General features: G+C 49.5%; 19 protein-coding genes and 1 pseudogene. 10 read left to right on the plus strand and 10 right to left on the minus strand.

Features of this window, described 5'->3' with window-relative positions; translation table 11 throughout:
* Window positions 1–51 precede the first annotated feature (51 nt).
* Entirely contained in the window at window positions 52–432 is a 381-nt protein-coding gene (locus OEL90_RS07940; RefSeq protein WP_291402061.1) for a metallopeptidase family protein, read from the minus strand.
* Between the two features lie 99 nt (window positions 433–531).
* A complete protein-coding gene (locus tag OEL90_RS07945) occupies window positions 532–1467 on the minus strand; it encodes a DMT family transporter (RefSeq protein WP_291402063.1) in 936 nt (311 codons plus the stop codon).
* 168 nt (window positions 1468–1635) lie between these two features.
* Here OEL90_RS07945 and OEL90_RS07950 point away from each other — a divergent pair, with 168 nt between their 5' ends.
* The 4 genes from OEL90_RS07950 (at window position 1636) to OEL90_RS07965 (ending at window position 7249) form a co-directional block, all read left to right on the plus strand.
* Window positions 1636–2796 (plus strand): PucR family transcriptional regulator, encoded by a 1161-nt coding sequence (locus OEL90_RS07950; RefSeq protein ID WP_291402065.1) that lies wholly within the window; start codon window positions 1636–1638, stop codon window positions 2794–2796.
* A gap of 46 nt (window positions 2797–2842) precedes the next feature.
* Window positions 2843–4774, plus strand: coding sequence for a ribosomal protection-like ABC-F family protein (gene abc-f, locus OEL90_RS07955; protein WP_291402067.1), 1932 nt, complete (start codon window positions 2843–2845; stop codon window positions 4772–4774).
* 65 nt (window positions 4775–4839) lie between these two features.
* Window positions 4840–6441 carry a DEAD/DEAH box helicase gene (locus tag OEL90_RS07960; RefSeq protein ID WP_291402068.1) on the plus strand — a complete coding sequence of 534 codons (1602 nt, stop codon included), beginning with the start codon at window positions 4840–4842 and terminating at the stop codon, window positions 6439–6441.
* Between the two features lie 13 nt (window positions 6442–6454).
* The gene (locus tag OEL90_RS07965; protein WP_291402070.1) at window positions 6455–7249 is read left to right on the plus strand and encodes a Fic family protein; all 795 of its coding nucleotides are present in this window, start codon (window positions 6455–6457) and stop codon (window positions 7247–7249) included.
* Window positions 7250–7388: 139 nt separating this feature from the next.
* Here OEL90_RS07965 and OEL90_RS07970 read toward each other — a convergent pair whose 3' ends face one another.
* The 5 genes from OEL90_RS07970 to OEL90_RS07990 all read right to left on the minus strand — a co-directional run bounded on the left by OEL90_RS07970 (window position 7389) and on the right by OEL90_RS07990 (window position 12138).
* The gene (locus tag OEL90_RS07970; protein ID WP_291402072.1) at window positions 7389–8177 is read right to left on the minus strand and encodes an IclR family transcriptional regulator; all 789 of its coding nucleotides are present in this window, start codon (window positions 8175–8177) and stop codon (window positions 7389–7391) included.
* A gap of 181 nt (window positions 8178–8358) precedes the next feature.
* Window positions 8359–9420: a YeiH family protein gene (locus OEL90_RS07975; RefSeq protein WP_291402074.1), complete on the minus strand. Its 1062-nt coding sequence runs from the start codon at window positions 9418–9420 to the stop codon at window positions 8359–8361.
* A gap of 54 nt (window positions 9421–9474) precedes the next feature.
* Complete coding sequence (locus OEL90_RS07980; RefSeq protein WP_291402076.1) at window positions 9475–9816, minus strand: zinc ribbon domain-containing protein YjdM; 342 nt, start codon at window positions 9814–9816, stop codon at window positions 9475–9477.
* A gap of 160 nt (window positions 9817–9976) precedes the next feature.
* On the minus strand, window positions 9977–11263 hold the full coding sequence (locus OEL90_RS07985) for an MFS transporter (RefSeq protein WP_291402078.1): 1287 nt from the start codon (window positions 11261–11263) through the stop codon (window positions 9977–9979).
* Window positions 11264–11379: 116 nt separating this feature from the next.
* Entirely contained in the window at window positions 11380–12138 is a 759-nt protein-coding gene (locus OEL90_RS07990) for a gamma-glutamyl-gamma-aminobutyrate hydrolase family protein (protein WP_291402080.1), read from the minus strand.
* A gap of 379 nt (window positions 12139–12517) precedes the next feature.
* Between OEL90_RS07990 and OEL90_RS07995 the strand changes: the two genes are divergently transcribed.
* The 5 genes and pseudogenes from OEL90_RS07995 (at window position 12518) to OEL90_RS08015 (ending at window position 20810) form a co-directional block, all read left to right on the plus strand.
* The gene (locus tag OEL90_RS07995; RefSeq protein WP_300687798.1) at window positions 12518–15037 is read left to right on the plus strand and encodes a bifunctional diguanylate cyclase/phosphodiesterase; all 2520 of its coding nucleotides are present in this window, start codon (window positions 12518–12520) and stop codon (window positions 15035–15037) included.
* Between the two features lie 62 nt (window positions 15038–15099).
* Window positions 15100–16473, plus strand: a complete 1374-nt coding sequence (locus OEL90_RS08000) for a GGDEF domain-containing protein (RefSeq protein ID WP_291402084.1) — start codon at window positions 15100–15102, stop codon at window positions 16471–16473.
* A 336-nt stretch (window positions 16474–16809) separates the two neighbouring features.
* A pseudogene (locus tag OEL90_RS15195) lies at window positions 16810–16959 on the plus strand (hypothetical protein); the annotation flags it as partial.
* Window positions 16960–16986: 27 nt separating this feature from the next.
* On the plus strand, window positions 16987–18852 hold the full coding sequence (fdhF, locus tag OEL90_RS15200; RefSeq protein ID WP_349254560.1) for a formate dehydrogenase subunit alpha: 1866 nt from the start codon (window positions 16987–16989) through the stop codon (window positions 18850–18852).
* Window positions 18849–20810 carry a 4Fe-4S dicluster domain-containing protein gene (locus OEL90_RS08015; protein WP_291402085.1) on the plus strand — a complete coding sequence of 654 codons (1962 nt, stop codon included), beginning with the start codon at window positions 18849–18851 and terminating at the stop codon, window positions 20808–20810. Before fdhF ends, OEL90_RS08015 begins: the two co-directional genes overlap by 4 nt.
* Before the next feature lie 106 nt (window positions 20811–20916).
* Here the strand turns inward: OEL90_RS08015 and OEL90_RS08020 are convergent, their stop codons facing one another.
* A complete protein-coding gene (locus tag OEL90_RS08020) occupies window positions 20917–22041 on the minus strand; it encodes a hypothetical protein (protein ID WP_291402087.1) in 1125 nt (374 codons plus the stop codon).
* A gap of 191 nt (window positions 22042–22232) precedes the next feature.
* On the opposite strand from OEL90_RS08020, the gene OEL90_RS08025 reads away from it, so the two are divergent.
* Window positions 22233–23849 carry a WG repeat-containing protein gene (locus OEL90_RS08025; RefSeq protein ID WP_291402089.1) on the plus strand — a complete coding sequence of 539 codons (1617 nt, stop codon included), beginning with the start codon at window positions 22233–22235 and terminating at the stop codon, window positions 23847–23849.
* 115 nt (window positions 23850–23964) lie between these two features.
* Here the strand turns inward: OEL90_RS08025 and OEL90_RS08030 are convergent, their stop codons facing one another.
* Both OEL90_RS08030 and OEL90_RS08035 read right to left on the minus strand, forming a co-directional pair.
* Window positions 23965–24849, minus strand: coding sequence for a DMT family transporter (locus tag OEL90_RS08030; protein WP_291402090.1), 885 nt, complete (start codon window positions 24847–24849; stop codon window positions 23965–23967).
* Between the two features lie 35 nt (window positions 24850–24884).
* On the minus strand, window positions 24885–25748 hold the full coding sequence (locus tag OEL90_RS08035) for a hypothetical protein (RefSeq protein WP_291402092.1): 864 nt from the start codon (window positions 25746–25748) through the stop codon (window positions 24885–24887).
* Between the last annotated feature and the right edge of the window lie 437 nt (window positions 25749–26185).

The following is a 26185-nucleotide window of genomic DNA, read 5'->3' on the forward strand; positions in this document are numbered from 1 at the left end:
TTTTCTTGTTTTTTGAATACCTCACAATGACGAACATCATCCCATGACGTCTCAAGTCCGCCGCACCTTCCGGCTGAGATAACGGTTCATGTCCCGCTCGTCCTGCTTTTCCAACCCGCGTTCCCCTGCCAGCGATTCCAGGTGATGTGTAAACTCATGCTTCAGGGTTTCCTCAAGCCGCCGTTTGATCACGCTGCGGTCTGCCTGCCCATACACCTGCGCGAACGAGCCGTAATAAATCACAATATACCGCCCCTGACTGCCGCCCCGGTGGTATTCGCCCATGATAAACAGGTCATCCCCAATGCTTTTCGGATGCATCCGGCTTTCCGGCAGCAGCAAAATCCCACCGTTCAGCTCCTTGTAAAACACCTCCGGCAGCCCCTCGGCGACCTCGTTCAAAATCTCTTCCATTTCCTCTATTGTCAGCACAGCCACCACCACTTTTCTGCTCGCGTCTTCACTCTATTCTTTCCCATAAAGCTTAAAGACCAAACATCTGCCGATGGTCACCTTTCCCAACCCCCAACCCTAAGACTCACTGATCCAGATAGCCCCCAATATGGCCGCCGCACCAATCGCCATTTTTGTCGTAAAGGAATCCCCCAGCAGAGCCACGGACAGCAGGCTTCCAAATACCGCCTCCATACTCAGAATGATGGAAGTCACCGACGGCTTCAGATACTTTTGACACACCGTCTGAAGGTAGTAAGCCACAATGGAGCCAAACACCGCCAAATGCAGCACTGCCAGCATACCCAGGTTAAACACCTGAGGCGCGGGACTGAAAAGCAGTCCTAAAGTCATGGCCAGAACAGCACCGACGCCAAACTGGACTGCCGTAAACACCGCCGCATCTTCCTTATGAGCAAAAAATCCAGTCACAACGATATGAGCACCATAAAACACAGAACTGAGAAGCGTAATGCTGTCTCCAAGACTGATGCTGAGGTTTTCATTCAGCGAGAGCATACCTATGCCCCAAAAGCATACCGCCGCACCAATGTAAGCTTTTATGGACGGATTCTTTTTGAATACCGCCCAGGTTAAAAATGGGACTATGACCACATAGGCACTTGCTAAAAAGGACTGTTTACTCGCCGTCGTAAACTGAAGACCATAGATTTGCAGCACGTATCCCATTGAAAGCATGACGCCAGCGATCAGACCGCCTTTCATGTCTTTCAGTTTCGTTGAAAACAGTTTCTTATGGATGACTATGGCCATAAGCACAAAGGCAAATAAAAATCTAAATCCCATAAGATAAAAAGGGCTCATAAATTCCAGTGCGTATTTCCCTGCAGGGAACGTCGAACCCCACATCAGCGCCGTGGTCATAAGGCCAAGTCCGGCAAGCAGCCGTGTCTTTTTTGGGTATTCTGCCAGTTGTTCAGCGTCGTCCCTTCCGACCGCTTCACGACCCGGATTGTTCAAAGCCGACTCATTTTGATTCTCTCTTCCAGCCATGGATTCCATCCCCTTAATAGCATAAATAATCGTAATTTCTCAATTCATGATCTCGATTCATTATAGCAAACCTCAATTTGTACTTTTTACAATGATTCGCATTAAATTTTGTATAATTCACTACTCGTTTCGAAACATTGAGTTATAATTTTGATAGAGGTGAGATTCATGTCTATCACGGTTCTGGAAGCCACTAAGCTGAGTACCTTTAAAAACTTCAAACTCATTGTGGGCCATTCCGGCCTCGATCGTCCGGTTGAGAAAATTGGAATTCTGGATTATGAGTTTATTTCGAATATCCACGGACAATTTATTCCCGGTGAATTTGTCATCAGCAGCTTGTTGTTTGCAAAAGATCATCCTGAACGGATCCTTTCCGCAGTCACCAGTCTGATTGAGGACGGTGTCAGCGGTTTAGCCATTAAAAATATCTATTACAATACGCTTCCCCGGGAGGTCCTGGCGTATGCCAGTGAACACAGCTTTCCCATCTTCATTTTTGATAATACAGTCTACTTTGAAGACATCATTACGGAGCTGACGGATAAACTCAGATCCGTTGACAACGAAGCTTTGCTCGAAGCCAAAGTGGATGCGTTAGTGCGTCTTAGTCTCAACAAAGCCACGGTCAGAGAGATTGCGCTCGAAATTAACACCAGCTTTAGAGAGCATTTTTTTGTTCTCTATCTCCGCGAAAAGAAGCTCTTTAATCCCCAAGGCTCCATAAAGCTCTTGGATGAGATCAAAAAGCAGCGCAGCCTGGAGCTTCAAAACAGCGTCATGAGGTATCGTCAAGGACTTCTCCTGATTTTTACTTTTGACCAATCCCTGGAGGAAACCAAATTAAAATCCACATCTCTGCAAGTTTTTTCGAAACTCGGAATCCCGTCAGACCAATACGAGGCTGGCATAAGCGGTGCCCACGCCGACCTCAGTGATTTGGGGAGAGCCATTAATGAAAGCTTGTACGCGCAAAAGACCAGTGCTCTCATCAATGAAAGGATCTGTGCCTTCAGTGATATTGGCCTTTACAGCATTCTGATGCCTTATCACCAGGAGCTTTGGATGCGTCAATTTTATGACCGGATTCTTAAACCCATCAAGGACTATGACGAAAGATACAATACTCAGCTCTTTGATACAGCTCAAGCCTTTGTTCAGCAGGACGGAAAAATCGCGGAAACGGCAGAAGCCCTATTTATGCATAGCAATACCATTCGTTATCGCATAGGAAAAATTAAGAGTCTCCTGCATATGGAGGCGGCGGAAGGCAGTTTCTATGAACAGCTTTCTGTAGCTGTTAAACTCGACCGAATCTACTCCCTCTAATCTGCTTGAGTCTATTCCACCCTAATCCGAAAGGGGCTCCCACAACATGATAGACATTTCGTTCTTTCAAGTTAAAAAAACGTATTATCAGAAACCCATCCTTGAATCCGTTTCCTTCGACGTGCTCTCAGGCTCTAAGATTGGTTTGATTGGCCGCAACGGCGCAGGAAAAACGACACTTTTCAAACTCATGATGAATGATGAGCTCCCGGACGCAGGTCAAGTGACGCTTCGCAAAGGTCTGCGCCTCGGATTTCTCGAACAATTGCCAGACCATAGACCGGGACAAACCGTCAAAAACTTATTGGACGAAGGCTTCTCGGAACTTCATGCGCTGAGAGCGACGCTCTCTGAACTTGAGCTCAGAATGTCCGAGGATCCTCAGAACACATCATTGCTTAAAAGCTACGGAGAAAAACTGACGCTTTTCGAAGCACTGGGCGGTTATACGACCGAAGTCAAACTGAATGAGATCTGCCAGGCATTGAAGCTGGTCCCGCTGCTCGATCAGCCTTTTGAGTCACTTTCCGGCGGCGAAAAGACCAGAACCCTATTTGGACGCTTACTCCTCAAGGCGCCGGACGTCCTGCTTCTCGATGAACCTACCAACCACCTGGACAGCGATATGCTGGAGTGGCTCGAGCGGTATCTGAACCTTTACGACGGCACTGTCATCATGATCTCTCATGACCGCTATTTTCTGGATCTGGTCGCCCAGTCCATCCTGGAGCTTGATCAGGGCTATGTACGCCACTATGAAGGCAACTATTCCTGGTATGCCATTGAGAAGGAAAAGCAAAATGAGCTTCAGCTTCAGCAGTATCTGCTCCAGCAAAAGAAAGTTAAAGCCATTGAAGCGGCTATTAAGCGTTTTGAATTGTGGGGCACTATGGGCGACAACGAAAAATTCTTCAAGAAAGCCAACCAGTTCAAAGCGCGCCTAGATAAAATGGATAAAGTCCTGCCTCCGGATCACGGCCAGCTGAACTATAAGCTGAGCCTGGACAGTACCTCCAAGTCATCAAAGCAGCTGATCACACTTGAGAATCTGAAGCTGGGATACCCTGGCATGACCTTGCTTGAGCATGGCCATTTAAGTCTTTTTCGGGGCGAGCGCCTTTGCCTGATCGGTAAAAACGGTGCAGGGAAAACGACGCTCTTCAAAGCGATACTGGGACAATGCGAGCCCCTTGACGGTTTGGTCAGGGTTGGGGCATCTGCGACCATCGGCTATATCCCTCAAGATATTGAGTTTGAGAATGCGGACCTCAGTCTGCACGATTGGTGTATTCAAACGCTTTCTCTCAGCGGCGGTGAGGCCAGAAATCTGCTGGCCCACTACGGGTTCCGGGATCAGGAGGTTTTCAGGCGGCTTTCGACACTTTCCGGGGGTGAGCGCAGCCGGCTGAAGCTCATTCAGATTTCGAAATCCCAGTCGACACTGCTGCTCCTCGACGAACCGACCAATCACATGGATATCCCATCAAGAGAACAGCTTGAAGCCATGTTGTCGGATTTTAAAGGGACTTTGCTGATGATCTCCCATGACCGCTACCTGATTGAAATGATTGCTACCGGTATGGTCTGGCTGCACGATCAGACGCTGGAGCGGATTGACGGTGGCTATGAGGATTATTTAACCGCCAGGTCGCAGGTTGAGCAGCTCGCGGCGAACACCGTGCCTGATAAAAGCGGTGGCGCTTCTGAGAAAAACACTGGGGTCTCGAACCAATATCGAAAGGAACGTCCAAAGACCTACCAAAAAGAGAAGCTGCGGCTGCAACAGGTTGAAGCTGAAATTGTGTCGACCGAAGACCGGCTAACCCTTATAGAGGAGGCCCTGAAGGCGCATGCAAGTGACTTCGAAAAGCTGACGGCACTCAGTTCAGAGCTGGCAGCACTTAAGGAGCACCATCATGCATTGCTGGAGGAATGGACCGAGCTTGCGGACATTATAGAAGCTGCTCCTAAGGCTTGAAATAGGACATTTCGCTGAAGCATGTTATAATAAGATAACAAATTAACGGAAATGAGGTTCCCAGCATGACGCAGTTTAAAGATCTTGGCATTGAAGCCCCCATTCTGACCGCTATAGATGAGATGGGCTTTGAGACCCCTACCGAAGTTCAAATTAAGGCAGTCCCGAAAATTCTCAATAATGAGGATTTGATTATCATTTCAAAAACCGGCAGCGGCAAAACCGCTGCTTTTGGCATGCCTATTTTACAGTTGACGACGCCTGACATAGGCGCCACACAAGCGCTGATTCTCACACCTACCCGGGAGCTGGCCATCCAGGTGGACCATGACATCATGCAAATGGCCAAGCATCTCAGCCATAAGACAACCGCCATCTACGGCCAGCATAACATCAATGTTGAGATCAAGGCCCTCAGCAAGTTTCCGGAGATTGTCACTGGTACGCCTGGCCGGGTCTACGATCACATTCAAAGAGGCCAGCTCAAGCTTGATAAAGTTAAGTTCCTCGTCATTGATGAAGCGGATCGCATGCTGGACATGGGCTTTATTGATCAGGTAGTTCGGATTATCAAAAAACTGCCTAAGGATCGTGTCACGCTGCTCTTCTCAGCGACCATGCCGGAAGAAGTGCGCCGCATGTGCAAGGCTTACATGAAGTCCCCGTCGACTATTGAGATCGAATCCGAGACTAAAACGGTTGATCTGATAGAGCAATCCTACTATCGTGTGGAACGCAATGAAAAGCGCACACAGCTGGACAGGCTTTTAATTATGAACAGACCCGACAGCTGCATGATCTTCTGCAATACACGCCATGCAGTGGACCAGGTTCAAAGCTTTCTTCAGCGTCAAGGCTATGCGTCCATGGCCCTCCACGGTGAAATCCCCCAGAGCAAACGGCAATCCACCATAGAAAAATTCAAGAAGAGCGACTTCCACCTCCTGGTCGCAACGGACGTTGCAGCCCGCGGCATTCACATTGATGATCTCTCTCTGGTCATCAACTATGATGTCCCAGAGGACAAAGACAGCTATGTCCATAGAATCGGCCGGACGGGCAGAGCCGGCAACACAGGTCGCGCCATTTCCCTGGTTACCGGGGAGGATGTGATGACCCTCTATGAAATCGAAGAGCACATCAATGCCATGATCTCCGAGGCGGACCTCCCCACAGACGCTGAAGTGAACGCACAAAAGGATGCGTCAGCGATCTGGAAAAAGACGAAATCGGTGCCATTCTCTCCTCCACAGGATCCAACCGCAAAAGCCAGGAGCAGCCGTCCACCGAGACGCTCCGGCGCTGAGCGGCCGACCCAAGGAAAGACCAGACCTCAGAGCGAGAAAAAGCCAGAGCCTAAAAAGAGCAGACCTGCCGATAGTCGCGAAACCGGCTTCCGCTACGAAACCCGCGAACCAAGCTTTGAGAATCCCAAAAAAGCGACCCACGAGAACGCTCATCCAAAGAAAAAGCCTTACGCCGGTTCCAGCCGCCAAGGCAATCCAAACCAGTATCATCCTCACCATCAAGAACCAAAGGCGAAAGGTGCCAGCCCCGCTGCAGCACCGAGCGCTCCGGTTCCGCAAAAAACACAGACCGCGGCGCCAGTGCCAAAGGAAAAGTCATTACTGGCCAAAATTGCGGGACGTTTGTTTGGTAAGAAATAATCACTAGTTAAAATTGAAGGAAAAGGGACTTGAGTTTATATCCGACCCGGAAAACGCCATCACAGAGGCAGCGATCCATACTCTTTTTGACATTTCTATAAGCCAAACTCTGCCAGAAGATGATAAATTGAAGCCTGGCGCATTCTACCGTCACGATAAGGTCTATATCGTTGGGCAGAATTTAGAGCATACCGGTCTGCCACACGATAAGCTTCATGAATATATGGGTAAACTCGTTTCCTTCATCCAGGCAGAGAGTACCATGAACGATCTGCTAAAAGCTGCTGTTATTAATTTCTACATTGGTTATCTTCACCCGTATTTTGACGGTAATGGACGAATGGCCAGATTGATCCACCTTTGGTATTTAAGGACGAAAGGTTACTCCTCTGCGTTGTTCATCCCGCTTTCCAGTTATATTGAGCGAAGCCGGAGTTCTTACTACAACGCCTATTTGTTAGCGGAGAACAATCTAAAGATCAGCAGGGTAATGGATGTGACGCCATTTCTGATTTACTATATTGAAAATGTTTATAACAAACTCACTGGAACTTCACCACAGAACTTTACAGTTGAAACTTTTCAACGGGCACTTAGTGATGGAAAAATCACTGTAAAAGAAAAAGATCTTTGGTCTTTCGTTCTATCCGCCTATGGCAATAATGAGTTTTCTACGAAACAGCTCGAACGCGACTTTGGAAATGCCGCCTACGCAACAATACGTGGATTTGTATTGAAATTTGAAGAGCTGGGATTGTTGACTGCACAAAAGTATAGCAATAGAGTCAAATACGCAGTGAGAATATAGTGAAGCTCAAGGGTTTCGCGACCACTTGCAGCGCTCATCTGCGGGATGCGCCCTATATAAGAAAAGGAGCCCCATGCTTAGAGAGCAAGTTCTCTAAGCATGGGGCTCCTTTTGCATATGAAATTCTTATCGTTTAGCGCTACTCAATTTGTCCATTCGACCTTGTATGATAACCCAGCTTCCTTGAAATCTTATCTGCCGCGTCTGTGATCAGCTTTGCAAATAAATCCGTATCTTCCGGAAATCTAAACTTCGGTCCTGAAACGGATAGGCAGCCAATGACCTTTTGAGTCGAGTCAAAAATAGGCGCTGCTACACAGCCAACTTCGTAATCCTTTTCACCGACACTTACCGCATAGCCCTGCTGTCTGATCTTTTCAAGTTCCTGTATGAAATCCTCCGGCTCAGCAACCGTATATTCCGTCAGCTTCACGAGTTCCTTAGTCATTTCCACCCAGACGGAACGATCCATAAACGCCAGAATTGACCTTCCTGTTGCACCCGCCCAAATTGGGAATCTCTCGCCAATTCGCACAGTTCGCTTAATTGCCATAGGACTCTCCACCTGCTCAAAGCAAACGCGGTCGTGATAGTCCAGCAAATAGAGGTTGGTCGTCTCTCTCGTCTGGTGCGTAATGTTCTCCATGTGTGGCCGGCTGACACTTCGAATATCCATGCTTTCCTTGGCAATCAGTCCAAGATAATAGAGATCGAATCCCAATTTATAGTGGTTGGTCTTAGGATTCTTGTAGATGAACCCTTCTTCTTCCAACGCCGTGAGCAACCGCAGCGTCGTCGACTTCGCCAGTGAAATTTTTTCGGAGATTTCAGTCAGATTCATCTCCCGCGATTCCCAGGTAAATGCTTTTAAAATTGATAAGGCTCTGGAAAGCGTTCTGACCGAACTTTCGCTTTTTACTGTTTTCATTTGCCCACCCCATGTTTAATTGCGCTGCCCAAGGTACAAGCTGCGGTCAAAATCCGTCACAGTGACGTTTCAGCCCTATCATACCACAGGATGGCACACCTTTGCCATTTTTAAAATCAGAAGACCCAAAAAATTCAAAATTGTAGCTGATAGTTACTAAACCCACCACCAACTCCAACCATTACCACATCCGAATAGCGCTCTGCACCAATAATGAAGCCCCCGCAACCGCAATCCAGCAGCAAATCCCCAGGAGCACAGGCTTAAGCCCTTGAGTCAGGAGCTTCTTGATCTTCGTATTAAGTCCAATGGCCGCCATAGCCATCACGATCAGAAATTTCCCCAAGGTTACCAAAGCCACAGAGAGCTCTCCAAGATCAAAAACCGTATTCACTACAGCCGCTGCCAAAAACCCAATGACAAACCACGGAAACACTTTAACAAAGTTGAAATTTTCGGTATCAGAAAGTTCATTTCTCACCTCACCCTTATCAGCCAAAAGAGATTTCTTTCGGGCAGTGTAAATGGCAAGAACCAAAGTGATGGGCACAATCATCAAAGTACGGGTCAACTTAACAATTGTAGCAAACGCCAAGGCTGTATCATTGCCAGCCGCGCTGCTCCAAGCCGTACCCGCCGCAACGACAGATGACGTGTCGTTGATGGCAGTGCCTGCCCACATGCCAAATCCCATATCGCTGAGACCCAACAGTCGCCCGAAAGTTGGGAAAATGAAGACTGCTAAAACGTTAAACAGAAATATGGTTGAGATCGCATGAGCTACCTCTTCGTCGCTTGCCTCGATCACCGGTGCCGTCGCTGCAATCGCAGAGCCTCCGCAGATGGACGTTCCAACGCCAATCAGTGTAGTTACTTTGCCGTCCAGACTCAAGGTTTTTCCCACAAAATAGGCCGTCACAAAGGACGCTGACAAGGTCACCAGAATCACCATTATGGACTGGCTGCCGACCTTGAAGACATGGAATAAATTCATTCCGAAGCCCAGCAGAATAATCGACAGCTGCAGCAGCTTCTTGGAGGTCATTTTAATGCCTTTTTCAAAACCTGCTGACTTCCAATTCAGTCCAGTCAGTTGAGGAAAAAAAAGCGACAGCATCATCCCTGCAAGGATTCCAAATACCGGGCTCCCCACCACCGGAACCGCCTTGCCAAGGAACCATGCCGGCATGGCAATGATGAAGCACAACAGAACTCCAGGCGAGATTTCTCTAAGAATTTTCACAAAGCGACACCCTTTCGCAAAGAAACTCGGTGTCAGACACCGAGTTTCACTTTTCTAAATCTTCTTCACATACTCTGACTTGAGATTCATTGCACCAAAGCCATCAATTTTGCAATCGATGTTATGATCACCCTCCACTAAGCGGATGTTCTTGACTTTAGTGCCCATCTTGAGTACGGACGAGCTGCCTTTCACCTTCAGATCCTTGATAACAGAGACAGTATCGCCATCAGTTAACAAATTGCCATTTGCGTCCCGCACTTCGAGAGCCTCAATGACTTCCTCGGCAGCTGAGGCGTTCATGCTCCATTCGTGGCCACATTCCGGACACACGTACATTTGATCACTTTCGTAAGTATATTCTGAACTGCATTTTGGACAGTTTGGCATAGCCATGGTGCTGACACTTCCTTTCCAGGGGGTTAAAAGGCTAGTCAATAGCCGTCACAAAGTTTATCACCTCATGCGCCTTAGTGTCAAGACCAACCCTGAATCTCAGTCCCCATCCCACTCCCAAAGCAATTAAATCATCTCAGGCTCTGCTAAAGTATAAACTTTAATGTCTTTCTGACTCCGACCCTTCCTCTTGCGGTTCTGCCTCCACTGCCACAGGCACCTTCTGCTTACCCGCCGCCACTAAAACACGATCTAGTATCACGCCGCCGCTGAGCAGCACAACCAGAACGCCTGTCACAATCATAATCCATTCAATCGCGATCCTGTCAGAGACCGGTCCAAAAAACATCATGCCCAGAGGCATCATAGCGCTGGACAGCATGCTCATGACGCCAAAGACTCTCCCCATATAATTTTCGTCAACCGTTTCCTGGATCAAGACCATAGACGGGGTATTATACGCGGGGATTGAAATGCCTATCAGCGCGAGAAACAGCGCATACCCCCAAAAGGTCGGCACCACACCTAAGGCAAGCGTCCCAACCCCAATGACGCCGCCGGACAGAGCAACTGTATGAATTCTGTTCTTCATGCCGCCCCAGACCGCCATGATTCCGCCGCCTGCGAGCATGCCCACGAAGAACACCACCTCAATGACCGTGAGATGCCAGTAGGTGCCGCTAAAAGTCCTCGTGACCTGCAGAGGTGTCAAAAAAGCTGAAGGCGCGATCAGAAACATTATGATGCCGTAAAACACGAAAAAGTGAAGGATGAATCTGTGCTGGCGAATATACGAAAACCCCAGCTTCAAATCCTCAAAATATCCAGAGTCTTGTTGCTGCAGCGCTTTTTCGTGGGGCTTCACGTGGAGAAAGAGCACGAGGATCGCAACGGCAACACCCGCCGTTATAATATCAATAAAGAGAAGATTCTGCAGACTGGTCATACTCATGAGTGCGCCGCTCGCCACCGGCGCGACCAGCATTAATCCCGACTGCAAGCTGTAGTTGATGCCGTTGACCCTTGTCAGCTTCTCCTGGGGCACCAGCTGAGGCAGCAGCGCGTTAATTGCCGGCGTCTGAATCCCGCTCCCCACTGAACGTACAGCGGACAGGACAAACATGAGCCACAGCGCCTCAAACCCAGCCATAAGGAAAAGGGCCAGCACCAGCGTGGCAGCCGCAATTCCTATGTCCGACAGGATGATCAGCTTCTTTCGATCATACCGGTCCGCCCAAACGCCTGCAAAGGGCGACAATATAAAGGCCGGCAAAAATCCGCTGATGGCAGAGATAGTTACCATCAAGCCCGACTTGGTCTCCAGGGTGATGTACCACAAAATCGCGTATTGCACCAATGACGAACCGAACAACGTAAACATCTGGCTGGTCAAAAAGACGGCTGTCTCCCGGATCCACGCCCTTGGACTGTCGCTATGCGTTGACATGATTATTATCCTTTCTGGAAGTGTCTGATGCAATTTCAGTTTGCGCTCGAGCGGACGCAAAAATCAATGCTCATTAAAACCACAGCGCTGCAGGAGCTTTACGTACGCTTCAGTCCTCAAGCATTATCCCCGTCCCCGCACACCTCAATAAACGCCTTAAACAAAAGTCTCGACGCCTGATCCGCGTCAAACATCATTTCAGGGTGCCACTGTACCCCAGTTACGAACCGTTCACCCGGCAGCTCCAGCCCTTCCACCATGCCGTCCGCCGCCAAGGCCACGGCTTCAAGACCTCTGCCGATGGTCTTGACCGCCTGATGATGAAAACTGTTCGTCCAAATAGATTCTGCCTTCACCGCACGGCTGAGCCAGCTGCCTTCTGATAGTCTAACCTCATGAACAGGTGCCTGCTTTGGATAATTACTGAGGGCGTGACGATCCCCCTGCCACTCCGTGCCGAGATCCTGATAGAGGCTGCCGCCCATTGCGACATTAATCAGCTGTAGTCCCCTGCATATGCCCAACACAGGAATGGCGGCTTCTTCCAATACCCGCCTGAATAGCCCCATTTCGTGGTCGTCCCGTTCTGGCATCACATCGCCAAGACCCTTTCGCGGGGCCTCGTTATACAGCAGTGGATTGACATCCGATCCTCCGGTAAAAATTATACCGTTAAGCCGTGTCACCATCGGCCAAAGTACTTCTGTTGTTCCAGCGAGCGGCAAAATCACCGGGCATCCCCCAGCCGCCTCCACAGCGCGGACATAATCTGTCGCAAGAAGCTGCCATGTTTGCCCCGGCGAACCCAATCCGGTGACCAGCCCCGGCGCATCACTCCGGGAAAAATTACTGCATATACCAATAATAGGTTTCACGCGTCATCCAACCTTTGCCGTTGATTTATCTGCTGACGAGCATCTGCGAATCTCTCAGAAAACATTCTTTTCTATACCCCAGCCAGCTCACAACACGCATGAAACTCTGCATGTGGACTCCCCAATTAATTAGGAAAAACAATTTGACCAGCGGATCCATGCCTGACTGAGTATAATTCTTTGCGACTGCGGATATTTGTTCATTATGGTCTCGAATGTTGTCGAATAATTTGTTGCACTTAAAATTTTTTTGCAATAGAATATTACTATCTGTAATCATTGTCACTTTGTACCAATAAACGACCCGTTGCCGACTTCCTTCGACCGGACCATCCGCCCTACGCGGTTTGTCCCATCCTGAGAAACCGGAGTTGAAGCTATGCTTTCGAATAAAATTGATTGGCTGAAAAATCGCATTTGTGAAATTGAAGCGCGCAGCGAAGAAATGATCGCGGCGCGAAAAAATCTAAATCCCATCAAAGAAACTCTGAGTATTATTCTTAAATATTTAGGGATTGGCATAATCTGGATCTTGTTCTCAGATCATATTCTTTCCCTTGTCATAAAGGACCCAGAACAGCTTAAAGATTTTCAACTTTATAAAGGGTGGCTCTACGTCATAGTGTCAGGCGGTGTCTTCTACGCAATAATTCTTAAGAGAATAAAACTGTTTTCAAACGCAATCACCCATATTTATGATGAAACGAAACTCCTGACCGCCTACGACCAGCAGCTTGAGGAAATCACCACCATTCTTGAGCGGCAGCACGAGATCCTGGCGCATCAAAAAACCGCTCTTGAAAACAGCGACCAGAGGTATCAGCTCACCTTGGAAGGCTCAAATGACGCCTTGTGGGAATGGGATCTCGAAACCAATCACTATCATTCCTCGATTCTCTCGAAACCGCAATATCATTTGTCTGAGCAGCCGCTTTCCAACAACGTTGACGACTGGATTGCGCTGCTGCATCCAGAGGATCGCGACACAACTCAAAATGCGCTTCAGAATTTCATCATAAGCACCAATAACTTATATGAGAATACATACCGCGTCTGTTCAGATGCCGGCGAAACCAGATGGATCCACAGCCGTGCGGTCGCTTTCAGGGATGAAACGGGAAAGGCAAAAAAGATTGCCGGGTCACACACGGACATCACAGAAAGTGTACTGATGAGCGATGCCATGCATCAGGAAAAGGAATTGCTGGAGAGTATTTTACTCCGAGCGCCGGTCATGGTCCTGATGACAGATCCAAACGGAAGCATTGTCCGCTTCAATCCTATGGCTGCGCTCATCACGGGTTATTCTGAGGAGGAAGCCATCGGCCGCCATGTCCTGGAGCTCCTCAGCCCCACTGAAGATCTCGAAAAAAATGCCGTTCTCATGAAAAACATCCTAAGCGGAGCGCAAACCGAGCATATCGATGTCACCATAGTGTGCAAAAACGGCAGAAGAGCTGAGATACTATGGTACAGCAGCTTGATCAGGGATCAGCAAAGCGAGCTGAAATACCTGCTCAGCGTTGGTGTAGATGATACGGAAAATCGAATCATGCTGGATCAGCTTCATGAGATGGCTTATCACGATACGCTCACTCGACTCCCCAATCGCAGCTACTTCAGGCTTCAGGTCCAGCAGCATCTGGATGACGCCGTGAATCAGCACAAACAAATTGCCATAGTCTACATGGATTTGGTGGACTTCAAGCATATCAACGACAGCGTGGGGGTAGAAGCAGGTGATCAGCTGCTTCAGCTCTTTGCTGACAAGCTCAGGGGCATGTTTCATGAGCCTGAGCTTATCTCGCGCATAGGCGGAGATGAATTCGCCGTCATGCTGGTGTCCGAGGATGACACTGCGGTTATGGCAGAAAGAATGCGTCAGGCTGCCGAGCAGTTGAAATTCAAATGGACCTATCACGAACAGGAATTTTTTGTTTCTGTCACCATGGGCATGGCGATCTATCCGACCCACGGCTGCGACCTGAACATCCTGGAAATCAATGCCGATACCGCTTTGTTCCACGCCAAAGAGCACGCCCGAGGCAAATGCGTCCTCTTCAGGGATGAGATGCGCGACAAAATTCTGAACACTATTCACACGAGCAGCCTTCTGAGAACTGCGCTGGATCAGAATCAGTTTTCGCTGGTCTATCAGCCCATTATCGAACTGAGCACTATGACGGTTTCAGGTGTAGAGGCTCTCATCCGGCTGAATGACTCTGAAGGCCGCCCTGTTTCCCCTATGAGTTTTATTCCTTTTGCCGAACAGCATGGCTACATAAACAGCATCAGCGATTGGGTCATTCAAACCGCCGCTAAGCAAAAGTACGACTGGGGGCGTCTTGGCTTGAGTGCACTCACCATGTCCATCAACCTCTCAGGAAAATGTCTGACCCACAACCAGATCATAGAGACTCTGGAACACTACATGAAGGTTTACCATATCAAGCCGGAGGAATTTGATCTGGAGATCACAGAAACTGCGATTATTGAGGATATGGACAAAAGTCTAAAAATTTTGGATCAGTTAAAGGAGATTGGATTTTCCATAGCTCTTGACGACTTTGGTTCCGGTTACTCCTCATTAACTTATTTAAACAAACTCCCCATTGATACGGTGAAAATTGACCGGGAGTTTATCAGTCAGATTTCAGAGGCAGCAGATGAACTTCATTTGCTCAGCGCAATCATTGACCTCTCACACCGCCTTGGGCTCAGGGTTCTGGCGGAAGGCGTCGAAACAGAGTCGCAGCTTCAGTTTCTGATACGACATGGCTGCGATCTGGCTCAGGGCTATTATTTCTGCAGGCCATTGCCTGCGACTGAGGCTGAACGTTTTATAACTTCCCAAAATAAGCTCTCGGAAATGGATGTCTTCATAGAAAATACACAATAATCCTGTTTCCTATTTGACGAAGTCGCTGTAAGAATCAAATCCTGAAAGGGAGACCTTCACCTATGATCAAATCCAATCCTTTCATTCGACGATTCAAAGTATGGACATGGATGCTGCTTGCTCTGATTGTCCTGATCACTTACGTCACCTTGTTTCTGCCTTATAGGTCAGCGCTGGAAAGAATGACACTTGAGAATTATGTTCTGATCTCCAAGGCGTCAATAAGCACAGTTGATCAATTCATATTGCGAAGTCATGACAACGCCAGCAATTTTTCCCATGCTTTGATTGAGCACACACCTCTTGATGACTATTTGAGTGGGGCGCTGACCTTGGACGAGCTCAAGAAGATCAGTGCCGATGGTTTCTTATACGAAGCCTCTAAACAGCCTCATTTAATCGCCGGTGCCAGGCTGCTGTTTGGGAGTGTGAACGCGACCATCGGCAGCGAATATCTTCCTGCCCTTTTAAGTCAAAGAAACGACTACAATTCAAACCATGTTCAGACGGTTTTTTTGACAGGTCGTGAAACGCCAGGGCTGTTTGTAGCGGTGCCGCTTATGACGAACGGGATGATTTACGGCTATGATTTGATTCTGTACGATCTCGCCGCTTTAGCCGAACCGCTGAACCGAAATAATATGACACTGTCTTTTGTCGACCTGACACAGCAAAATTTCCTGTTTGACGCCGGGGCCAAGCTGAAGGAGGCTGGCGGCGTCACGCTTTACGACAATGGCTGGTATACCGGTTTCGTCCTTCCCATTAACGGCACAAACCAGGCGCTGCATGTGTCCACTTCAAACGAGATTCTCTATGACCGCGTTGAAGACATCATTCTGATGAACCTTTTGGGATTTGCATTGGCGGTTGGGGTTGTGCTGTTTCTCAGCAACCGGTTTATTGTCTTCCAGGTTCGGCATCTGATGACGCATGCAGAGAAGTCGAAAGAAAAATACAAAGATATCGCGAACCGGGACCAATTGACAGGTACGTTTTCCAGACGCTATCTAGAGGAATGGAAGGTATCGAATGGCCCGCTCAGCCTGCTTGAGCTGACGCACTTCGTTCTGGCTATGGTGGATGTCAACGACCTCAAGGTGATCAATGACACCTACGGTCATAAAACAGGCGATCTCGCGCTGAAGTATGTGGCTGACACCATGAAGCGGACACTGCGCTCAGAGGATGTGATCATCCGCTACGGCGGTGACGAATTTCTCGTGATCCTGTCCTCTTGCACGTTGGATGAAGCCAATCATATTTTCAGCAGGATCAATCAGGCACTGCAACTGGACCAGCCTTTTGATTTTCAGCTTTCCATCTCTTACGGTACGGAGTACTTGACGAAGGTGGAACTCATGGACGAGGTGATCCACGCAGCGGATGAGAAGATGTATGCGTTGAAAGTGAAGAATAGGGCAGTGTTTGCTTAATTTAAATGAGAAGTACCCGGAAGGAAATTGGCGTCTTATGCCAATTTCCTTTTTTATATAATGCGGCCATTGTCAACGGATCCAAGGTAGTCTGACATAAAATCAAACTCGGTGTCTGACACTCAGTTGAACTCGGTGTCTGACACTCAGTTTAACTCGGTGTCTGACACTCAGTTTAACCCGGTGTCTGACACTCAGTTTAACCCGGTGTCTGACACTCAATTAAATTTGGGGCCAGAGTCCAACATTCCCGTTTTGCCACATGGAACGAGGGTATCCATAAGATGATGTCCTTTTATTGTTCACAGAACGCCACTAAGGCAAGGAGGCAGAAGGATGAAACGATTGGAAACCACCTGCGGCTACTGTGGGTGCGGCTGCGGCATCTACGTCAACGTCGCGGATGATGGCACCCTTCTCGGCATCACGCCAAGCTACAATCACGTGGTAAGTCAGGGCAAGCTGTGCTCTAAAGGCTGGCATGGCTTCGGCTTCGTACGCGATTCCAGACGGCTGGTCAATCCCCTCGTAAGAAATGAAGACGGCAGCTTCCGCGAAACCACTTGGGAGGATGCCTATGACAGAGTCGTTGCAGGCTTCAAAGCCGCCATGACCGGCGAGGACAATACGGAGTCCATTGGTATGCTTTCCTCTGCCCGGTGCACCAACGAGGAGAATTTCCTCATGGCCAAGTTCGCCAGAAAAGCCCTGCGGACCAGCAGCATTGACCACTGCGCCCGCCTCTGACACAGCCCAACGGTAGCCAGTCTGGCTATCTCCTTTGGCAGCGGCGCTATGACCAACACCATTGAGGAAATCGGGGACGCGGACTTGATCTTCGTCATAGGCTCCAACACCACGGAGCAGCACCCCCTCGTGGCCACACGCATTTTCGAAGCCCTCGACAAAGGCGCCAAGCTCTACGTCGCGGATCCAAGGCGCATCCGGCTCACGGACTTCGCCCACGGCTATGCGCCTATCGAGCCCGGCACCAACCTGGCCATGATCAATGCCATGATTCACGTCATCATCGAAGAAGGACTTCAGGATCAAAAATTTATAGATGAACGCACCAACAGCTACGACATCATGAAAGCGTCTGTGGCGGACTGCACGCCGGAATGGGCAGAGCCCATCACCAAGGTACCGGCTGAGACGATCCGCGACTTCGCCCGCACCTACGCTACCAGCGACAAGGCCATGATCCTCTATACTATGGGGGTAACCCAGCACGTGACGGCTACCCGCAGCATCTGCGCCCTCGCCAACCTGGCCATGCTGACCGGCCACGTAGGCCGTCCGTCCACCGGCATCAACCCTCTCAGGGGACAAAACAACGTCCAGGGCTCCGGCGACATGGCGACGCTGCCGGATTACCTCCCTGGCTACCAGCGTCCGGAATGGCCGACCACCTGGGAACGCTTTTCCAAAGCCTGGGGCGACTTTTCCTGTCTGCGCGGCAAAGTCATGTCGGAGATGTTCGACCTGATCGACGAGGGCAAGATGAAAGCCATGTACATAGTGGGTGAGAATCCGGTTTTATCCGATCCGGATCAGAACCACACCATCCACGCCCTCAAGAAACTGCCTTTCCTGGTGGTTCAAGACCTCTTCCTGACGGAAACCGCCGAATACGCGGACATCGTACTGCCGGCCTCCAGCTGGCTGGAAAAGGACGGCACCTACACCAACACCGAACGCCGGGTCCAGCTCATCCGCAAAGTCATTGAGCCCGTAGGCAACTCCAAGCCCGACTGGATCATCCTCAACGAACTCATGCAGCGCATGGGCCTGGACGTCGACTATAAATCCACTTCCGAAATCATGGACGAAATCAACCTCCTCGTCCCAACCTATGCCGGCATCACCCACGAGCGCATCCAGGAGGTCGGCATCCAGTGGCCGTGTCCGGACAAAAATCATCCGGGTACCCCAATCCTCCACGTTGGCCAGTTCAGGCGACAAGGCGGAAAAGGCCTCTTCACCATCAACAACTTTGAGCGCGAGGGCGAGCGCACCAGCGAAGAATTCCCGTTCATAATGACCACCGGCCGCGTCACCCATCAGTATCACACCGGCACCATGACCCGCAAGGTCTGGACCCTGCACAGGGAATACCCTCACGGCTTCGTGGAGATCAACGTCAAGGACGCCGAAGCACTGGGCATCAAGGAGCACCAGATGGTCCGCGTCACCTCCGCCCGTGGAAGCATCACCGCCATGGCCGCGATCACCGACCGCATCAACGAAAAGACCATATTCATGCCGTTCCACTTTGCCGAATCCCCTGTCAACCGACTGACCGGCCAGCATCTGGATCCGCTGATCAAGATCCCCGAGCTCAAGGTCACAGCCGTCAGAATCGAGGTGGAAAAATGAAGACCCCGCTGCTCTATCAACTGGAAAAATCAAAGCTCGACCTCGTCCTGGGCCGCTGGAATCAAACCATCCCGGTTTACGTCCCTTCCGGCAAGGGCAAAGACATTTCCCTTTTGCCGATGGTCGACTTCCCCCGCACCGAAGCCTACATCAACCTCACCCTGCCCGTCAAAGAGATGATGTTCGAGCAGAAGGAAGCCCTGTTCCGCTGGGATCGGGACGCTGGCGGCGTGAAAGTGGAGAATCTCTCAAATCAGCACGCCGGCGAAAGAATCCTGTATGGCGTCCGGGCGTGCGATACCTACGGCGTCGGGTATACCGACCACTTCTATTTGAAGGAGTTTGAGGATACCAACTATGCCTCACGACGCGACAAGGTTTTTATAGTCGCTGTGAACTGCTTGAAGGCCGGCCCGCACTGCTTCTGTACGTCGGTGGGGACGGGGGTTTTCTCGACTACGGGTCACGACCTTGCTTTGACAGAGCTGGAGGGCTTCTACTTGGTGGAGTCTGCCACAGCAAAAGGACAGCAGCTGATCGAAGCCGCGGCGGACTTTTTCGTGCCGGTATCTGATGAGTTTGCCGGGGACGTCTCCCCCGGAACCCTCCTGGCCATGAAGGAACAGCTCAGGCAGAAAGTAGCAGACAGCTTCCCGCTGAAGATGGATCTGACCAACCTCCACGAGGATATGGCGAGGACCTTCAACGCGGACTTCTGGCTGGACGAGGCCAATGCCTGCATAGGCTGTACCGGTTGCACCAACGTCTGCCCGACCTGCACCTGCTTCAACGTCGTAGAGGAGAACCGGGACAAGGATCACGGCATGCGCGTCCGCTATTGGGATTCCTGCCAGAGCGACCACTTTACCCGCAACGCGGAGTTCCACAATCCGCGCAATGCTTTGTCCAGAACCCGGTACAGGGTCTATGACAAGCTGAAGTATATCGAGGAGCGCTTCGGTTACAAGGGCTGCTCAGGCTGTGGCCGATGCACAGATGTCTGCCCTACCTACATCAGCATCATAGACATTATCCACTCGATCCAGAAAGAAGCGAAGGAAAATCCGGAGCCCCCTGCAATTCATCAGATCACAGCCATGCGCCACGAGATCTTCGACCGCGAAATCAACGTGCGAAACGGTCTCTTCACGCCGGATGTGGCGACCATCACGAAGATCGAGCTGGAGACCCCCGAGATCAAGCGGATCTATGTCAAATATGACGATCCGGCGCTGCACAAGAACTTTAAGCTGAATGGCCAGTTCTTCCAAATTACCGTCTTTGGCGAGGGCGAGGTACCAATCTCCATCCCGTTCGGCCCTGAGGAAAGCGACGAGTTCGACTTCTGCTTCAAGAATGTGGGTACTGTCTCCAACATCCTTTACAATTTGAAGGTAGGCGACAAAGTTGGACTACGGGGTCCTTACGGCAGACCATTCCCGTACGAGCCTCTCAAAGGGCGCAACCTGGTCTTTATAGGATCCGGTGTAGCCATGGCGCCGCTCAGAACCATTCTGGTCCAGGTCGTGGACAACCTGCAGGACTTTGGAAAGGTGGTCATCATGGCCAGCGCGCTGCAATACGACAAGGTCATCTACAAGGATGAGCTGAAGCTCTGGTCAGAGCTCGAGGGTGTCGAAGTCCACTATGCTCTCAAGGATCCAACGGATCAGGTCAAGGCTCACCAAGGCTACATCAACGACTTGCTGCCGGACTTGGATCTGGACTGGAGCAACACCACGGCGCTGGTCTGCGCGTCGCCAAAGCGGATTAAGGAAGTCTCCAAGGACCTCCTCGCCCTGGGCATTAAACCGACGGACATCCTGACCACCCTTGAAACCCACATGCGCTGCGGCGCAGGCAAGTGCGGCCACTGTAAAGTAGGCAGCCACTACATGTGCGTCGACGGTCCGGTCTTCACCTATGAAGAGATGATGGCGCTGCCGCCGGAATATTAGGATCAAGTCAAGTCAAATCAAGGACATGGAAAACCCGCCCGAAGCTTGCGCTTGGGGCGGGTTTTTGGTTTAGAAACTCGGTGTCAGACACCGAGTTTCTGACTTATTAATTGCCTTTATTCTTTCCATTGCCTTTATTAGCTGAGTTGCCTGGGGCAGGCGGTGCTTCCATGTCTTCCAATTCATCAATACGATCATTTAAAAAGTCACGGATTTCATCTTCATAGTCGTCAGCGTCAGTTTTTAAGACGCCATTGAACTCAGTGTTAGGACCCATTAATTTAGATACTTCGGAAATTAGGTTGGTGCCCATATATCGGTTGGATATGCCAAGTTCTTTCAGAATTTTGTTAGCGACGGCAGGGGCTGCAGGATAGTTATCCATGTCTTTGTCGTCATTATCACCATTGTCGCCATTTTCATCTTCATCATATATGACTTCTACAGTAATCTCATCTTCAAATTTTAGTACATCGTCACCATCGCCATCTTCATCAGGATTGATCCATGCGAAAACAGTAATCACAAACTCATCTTCCACGGAAAGGTTCCATTCAGCCTCAAAATTGAATTTGTCATTCGACAACATAACATATTCACTTGGCTGATCAATGAGTGTGATATATTGTGGTGCGCCATCCCCATCAATTTCAATTCTCAGGAATTCCAGCACATCCCCTTCATCAGCTTGAACCCAGCCTTTGATGAGCGTGTCATCACTCCAGTTGTCCACAACAATGTCTTTGTTTGGTTTTGTTAACTGTAAATCATAGTCCGTCTCATAATCGAATTTGAATTCTACGGACTTAATGTCATATTCTGTTTGATAGCCAAGATCTTGATCATCCGGTTCAATGCGTGTACTTACCTCAATGTTATAATCGTCGTCATCATTATCTTCAATATTAAAATCATCCGGGCTAACGACAAATTTAAAAGCAAACTTCTCGTCTTCCCATTCGCCAATAACGTCATCGAAATCAGAATCGTCACTTTCAATTTCCAGTTCCACGTCATTGATGGTAAGTTTTATCCATTCAATGATGTCTTCATCATTAGCCATGATATAACCTGTAACAAAGAACTCATCATCTTCATTTAGAAGCTTTAACTCTTCGTCAGGGGTCTCAATAACTACTTTATACTCCCCTTCATCTACATAAGCAAACGCAAACGCTGACATCATCATAATCAGCACGGTCGACAAAAACATCGCAATAAGTCGTTTCAAAATATCACGTCCTTTCAAGCAAAGGGTAACATAACACCGGTGTTCCTTCTTACATTATACCTCAAATACCTTAAAATATTCAAAAACACAAAAAAGTAACACAACTCTCATCTGAGGTTTTATTGCCAAAGTGGGTAAAAAGACACTATATCCTCAAAATTCAGCCATTTCCCTACAAGGAGGTTTCAATTATGTTTGAAAGGATATTCTTTTTAAACCCGCGTGCAAATCCACGTTTCAATGCATCCAGAATTACGTTGCTTGTGTTTGTGCTGATCACGACCATCGGCATGATCTCTGGGAGCTATGCCGCCGGCCCAACTGCCGGTCAAGAGCTGCGGGCCATGGGGCTGATTGAAGGTAAAACCGGTGGTGACCTGGCGGAAAACGACTATCTGACCCGAACGGAAATGATGGTCATTCTGGCCAGAATGCTGGGCGAATTCAATCAGGCTGCTGCATGGCAGGCGCCTTCCACATTTCTGGATGCCAGGAACCATTGGGGTGAGCCCTATGTGGCTTACGCGCAGTACCGGGAATGGACTTCAGGCATAGGCGGCAATTTATTTGGCTACGAACAGCGCCACACGGTTCAGGAGGCCAGCGTCTTCATGCTGAAGGCCCTCGGCTATACGACCCCGGAAGACTTCATTTGGGAAACCGCCTTCGACACCGCTCGAGAACTGGGGCTCTTCAATGGTCTGGCCTTGACTCAGGAACAGGACATCCTCAGGGGCGATCTGTTCAGGCTCATGATGAATACCCTCGAAACGCCTGCCAAGGGGCATCCTTACCGGCTCGGAGATCAGCTTGGCGTTACAGTGGCACCTTCCTTTGCAGCAACTATGGCCGCTGCCCGGACGAATACTCCAATGGCCGCCGTCCGAATTGGCGACCGGTGGGGCTACATGACCTCGGATGGGAAGCTTGGGATCCGCTTCCTCTACAGTCAGGCCCAGGATTTTTCCGAGAATCTCGCCGCAGTGGCCCAGAATGGAAAAGTCGGCTTCATTGACAAAGCCGGCACTATGATGATTCCATTCAATTACGAAGACGCAGGAAGCTTTGCCGATGGTCTCGCCCCCGCAAAATACGGCGGCAAATACGGCTTCATCGACAAAAACGCAAATTGGGTCATCGAACCCGCCTACGAGTTTGCCGACCAGTTCTCTGAGGGTCTGGCCCGCGTGGTCGTTGCCGGCAAAATTGGCTATATCGACAAAACCGGGACTATGATCATTCAGCCGTCCTTTACGGCTGCCAACAGCTTTAAAAACGGCATTGCCGCGATCCAGGAGAATGGCCTGATCGGCTATATCAACCGCTCAGGCACCAAGGTGATTGCCCCTAAATATCTCGTCGCCGGCAACGGAGCCGACGGTATGATTCGGTTCAATTCAGGCACTTCCATAGGCTTCATGAATACCAGCGGCGCTGTGATCCTGTCTGCGAATTATCTGTGGGCAGACAACTTTTCAGAAGGGTTGGCCGTCGTCGAGTCAAACGTCAGCAGCGGCTTCGCCTTCCACTATATCAACACCGCGGGTACCCGTGTTTTCAGCCAAAGCTATCAAGACGCCTATCCTTTTGCCGATGGTCTCGCCTTCGTCATGTCCGGCGGCAAATATGGCATCATTGACAAATCCGGCACTATGGTGGTTCAGCCAAAATTCAGCTATGTCGACCAGGAAGGCTTCTCAAACGGCCTCGCCCGGATCCTCTCCAAAGATCAGGTTGGATTTATCAACCGCAGCGGCACCGTGGTCATTGCGGCACAGTTTGATGAAGCACGGCGGTTTGTTAAGTGATGTGAGTCCGTCAAGTGAAAAAAAGGTAAAAAAAGGATGAAACGGTTTTTTGACCGTTTCATCCTTTTTTCGTTGTCTGAAGGTGAAACTGGGTGTCAGACACCCGGTTTCGCCCTCACTTTAAAACTCGGTGTCTGACACCCAGTTTCCTAACTGTACGACGCTCCCCCAGAACCGCGCCTCCAAGTATACATGCGGCGCCCGCGATCTGACCGGGCAGCATGGTTTCACCCAAAAATAAAACCGAAAAGACGACGGCCGACAGTGGCTCCAAATATCCCGAGATCGCCACAGTCTGAACCGGCAGGTGACCAATGGAGGAAAAGTATAGGTAACAGCCCACACCTGTGTTCAGCACGCCAAGAAGCAGTATCGGGATCCAGTCTTCACCTGATACCTGAATCGTTAAGCCCTGCCTGAGTCCCACATAAACCGCGGCTGTCAAAAAACTGATAAACAATTGAACCACAGAATTCTCAAGGCCAGTGATGGGTTTAGCCAGTTTGTTGAAAATGACCAGGACGGCAAGCGTGACGGCGGACATGCCCCCATAAAAGAGACCCAATATGTTTTTACCATCCTGAATCGCCCCGCCATTGACGAGTACAACACCGCACAGAACCACCAAAAAACCTGTTATTTTAGGCCAGGTCAGCTTTTCGTGGAACAAAAGCGGAGAAAGGACCATGACAATGACTGGGCCGCAGTAGTAGGCTAATGACGCAAGGCTGACGCCAATGAGTTTATAGGCTTCATAGAGAAACATCCAGCTTGCCCCCATAGCTATGCCGGACACCGCAATAAAAGCGAATTGCTTTTTGTATTGAAGAAAATTGATTTTTTGTTTCGAGAAAATAAAAATAAATATTAGAAGTGCACTGCCTATCAATGTCCTCAAAAGGACAATTTCATAGCTTGTGAGGGCAATGCGGCTGGCGACGATCCCATTTGAGCCGAACAGGAGCAAAGCAAGAATATATTTTAAATAAGCGGATTTCATGGGATCACCTCCTGATTGGCTAAAAAGCTATTCTTTCACTTTCCCTGTACCTTAAGCCGACTGAACAATACCACACTCAAGCCGCTGCTTACGACTGTCAGCAGCGTGAAAATGATGACCATCCCCACGTCCTGGCCAAAACCGTAAAGGGGTTTCAAAACTTCCCCCAAAGCCACTGAAAGGCACAGGGTCAGCGTCTTGATCAACGCCACACCTGCCAGCAGGGTCCCAATCCTGGTGTTTCTGAAGAGCTGCCATATCACGAAAGCAAACGCCGGAAACACAATGCCTAAATCGAGAACAAACACTCCGTAGACTTCACCCGGCGTTCGGCTAAAAAGGTCATGCTGCATTCTGAGAAGCCACACAGGTATCAAGACCACAAGAATGAACAGCAGAAAGCCCAGGATCAACCGCCTCAGAGGCGTTGAAATTGGAATGACTGCGCCCGAATGCTGTACTAAAGTAATCACACCAGCAATGACGCCATATAAAGTTGACGAAAAAATGGCGAGATAAAGTAAATAAAGTGAAGTATATTGTCCTTGTATAGCGTAGAGTCCATAGCCGTAAAACAAATAAAACGCAAGTCCTGTCATGATCATCAGTGGCTTGATTTTAAGCGGTTTCTGGCGATATCTCAATAATTTAACCGACATGACCGTCAATACAAGAGCAGTTGGCGCAGTGATGAGATCCTGGATCATGGATCCGAATCGGAGAAATGGCGTGATAGTGCCTGAGTCTACAACTTCGAGGTAAACGCGTGAATCAAATAAACTTGCGACGGACACAAATAAGGATAAGAGTCCGCCAATCAACATGAGTGTGCCTGTCCATTTGATGCTTTCTGAGGTCTTGCTGCAATGTACTGATTCATTTTCAGAAACTGCGGGCACGACGAATTCCTCCAAGTAAATAGGTTGTGCATCTGAGATAATCTCGAATGCCATATGGATATTACCCAATCACGCTTTGGCTAAACAGTACAAAGTTGCCTAAGCGGGGGTCAATAGGCCATAGCGGCTGACACCGCCTTCAACATCAGATTGGAACTGGGTGTCAGACACCCAGTTCTCATTATTTAACTGAGCCTAATTTTCACCTCACACTACCAGCCGTGCACCTCGCTCCGCTGCGCTGCGCTTCGGTCGCGGGCTGCGCCCTATATAAACAAAGGCAGCACCGCACTTCAGAGAGCAAGCTCTCTTATTTAACTGAGCCTAATTTTCACCTCACACTACCAGCCGTGCACCTCGCTCCGCTGCGCTGCGCTTCGGTCGCGGGCTGCGCCCTATATAAACAAAGGCAGCACCGCACTTCAGAGAGCAAGCTC

This window comes from Acidaminobacter sp. (assembly GCF_030247605.1).
Lineage (GTDB): Bacteria > Bacillota > Clostridia > Peptostreptococcales > Acidaminobacteraceae > Acidaminobacter.

What these genes read in the sequence shown, in the direction of transcription:
- OEL90_RS07970 (WP_291402072.1), bottom strand. Translation starts at nt 8,177, where the DNA reads ATGAAAACAGTAAAAAGCGAAAGTTCGGTCAGAACGCTTTCCAGAGCC.
- OEL90_RS08025 (WP_291402089.1), top strand. Translation starts at nt 22,233, where the DNA reads ATGTTTGAAAGGATATTCTTTTTAAACCCGCGTGCAAATCCACGTTTC.
- abc-f (WP_291402067.1), top strand. Translation starts at nt 2,843, where the DNA reads ATGATAGACATTTCGTTCTTTCAAGTTAAAAAAACGTATTATCAGAAA.
- OEL90_RS07980 (WP_291402076.1), bottom strand. Translation starts at nt 9,816, where the DNA reads ATGGCTATGCCAAACTGTCCAAAATGCAGTTCAGAATATACTTACGAA.
- OEL90_RS08015 (WP_291402085.1), top strand. Translation starts at nt 18,849, where the DNA reads ATGAAGACCCCGCTGCTCTATCAACTGGAAAAATCAAAGCTCGACCTC.
- OEL90_RS08000 (WP_291402084.1), top strand. Translation starts at nt 15,100, where the DNA reads ATGATCAAATCCAATCCTTTCATTCGACGATTCAAAGTATGGACATGG.
- OEL90_RS07995 (WP_300687798.1), top strand. Translation starts at nt 12,518, where the DNA reads ATGCTTTCGAATAAAATTGATTGGCTGAAAAATCGCATTTGTGAAATT.
- OEL90_RS07985 (WP_291402078.1), bottom strand. Translation starts at nt 11,263, where the DNA reads ATGTCAACGCATAGCGACAGTCCAAGGGCGTGGATCCGGGAGACAGCC.
- OEL90_RS08030 (WP_291402090.1), bottom strand. Translation starts at nt 24,849, where the DNA reads ATGAAATCCGCTTATTTAAAATATATTCTTGCTTTGCTCCTGTTCGGC.
- OEL90_RS07945 (WP_291402063.1), bottom strand. Translation starts at nt 1,467, where the DNA reads ATGGCTGGAAGAGAGAATCAAAATGAGTCGGCTTTGAACAATCCGGGT.
- OEL90_RS07950 (WP_291402065.1), top strand. Translation starts at nt 1,636, where the DNA reads ATGTCTATCACGGTTCTGGAAGCCACTAAGCTGAGTACCTTTAAAAAC.
- OEL90_RS07960 (WP_291402068.1), top strand. Translation starts at nt 4,840, where the DNA reads ATGACGCAGTTTAAAGATCTTGGCATTGAAGCCCCCATTCTGACCGCT.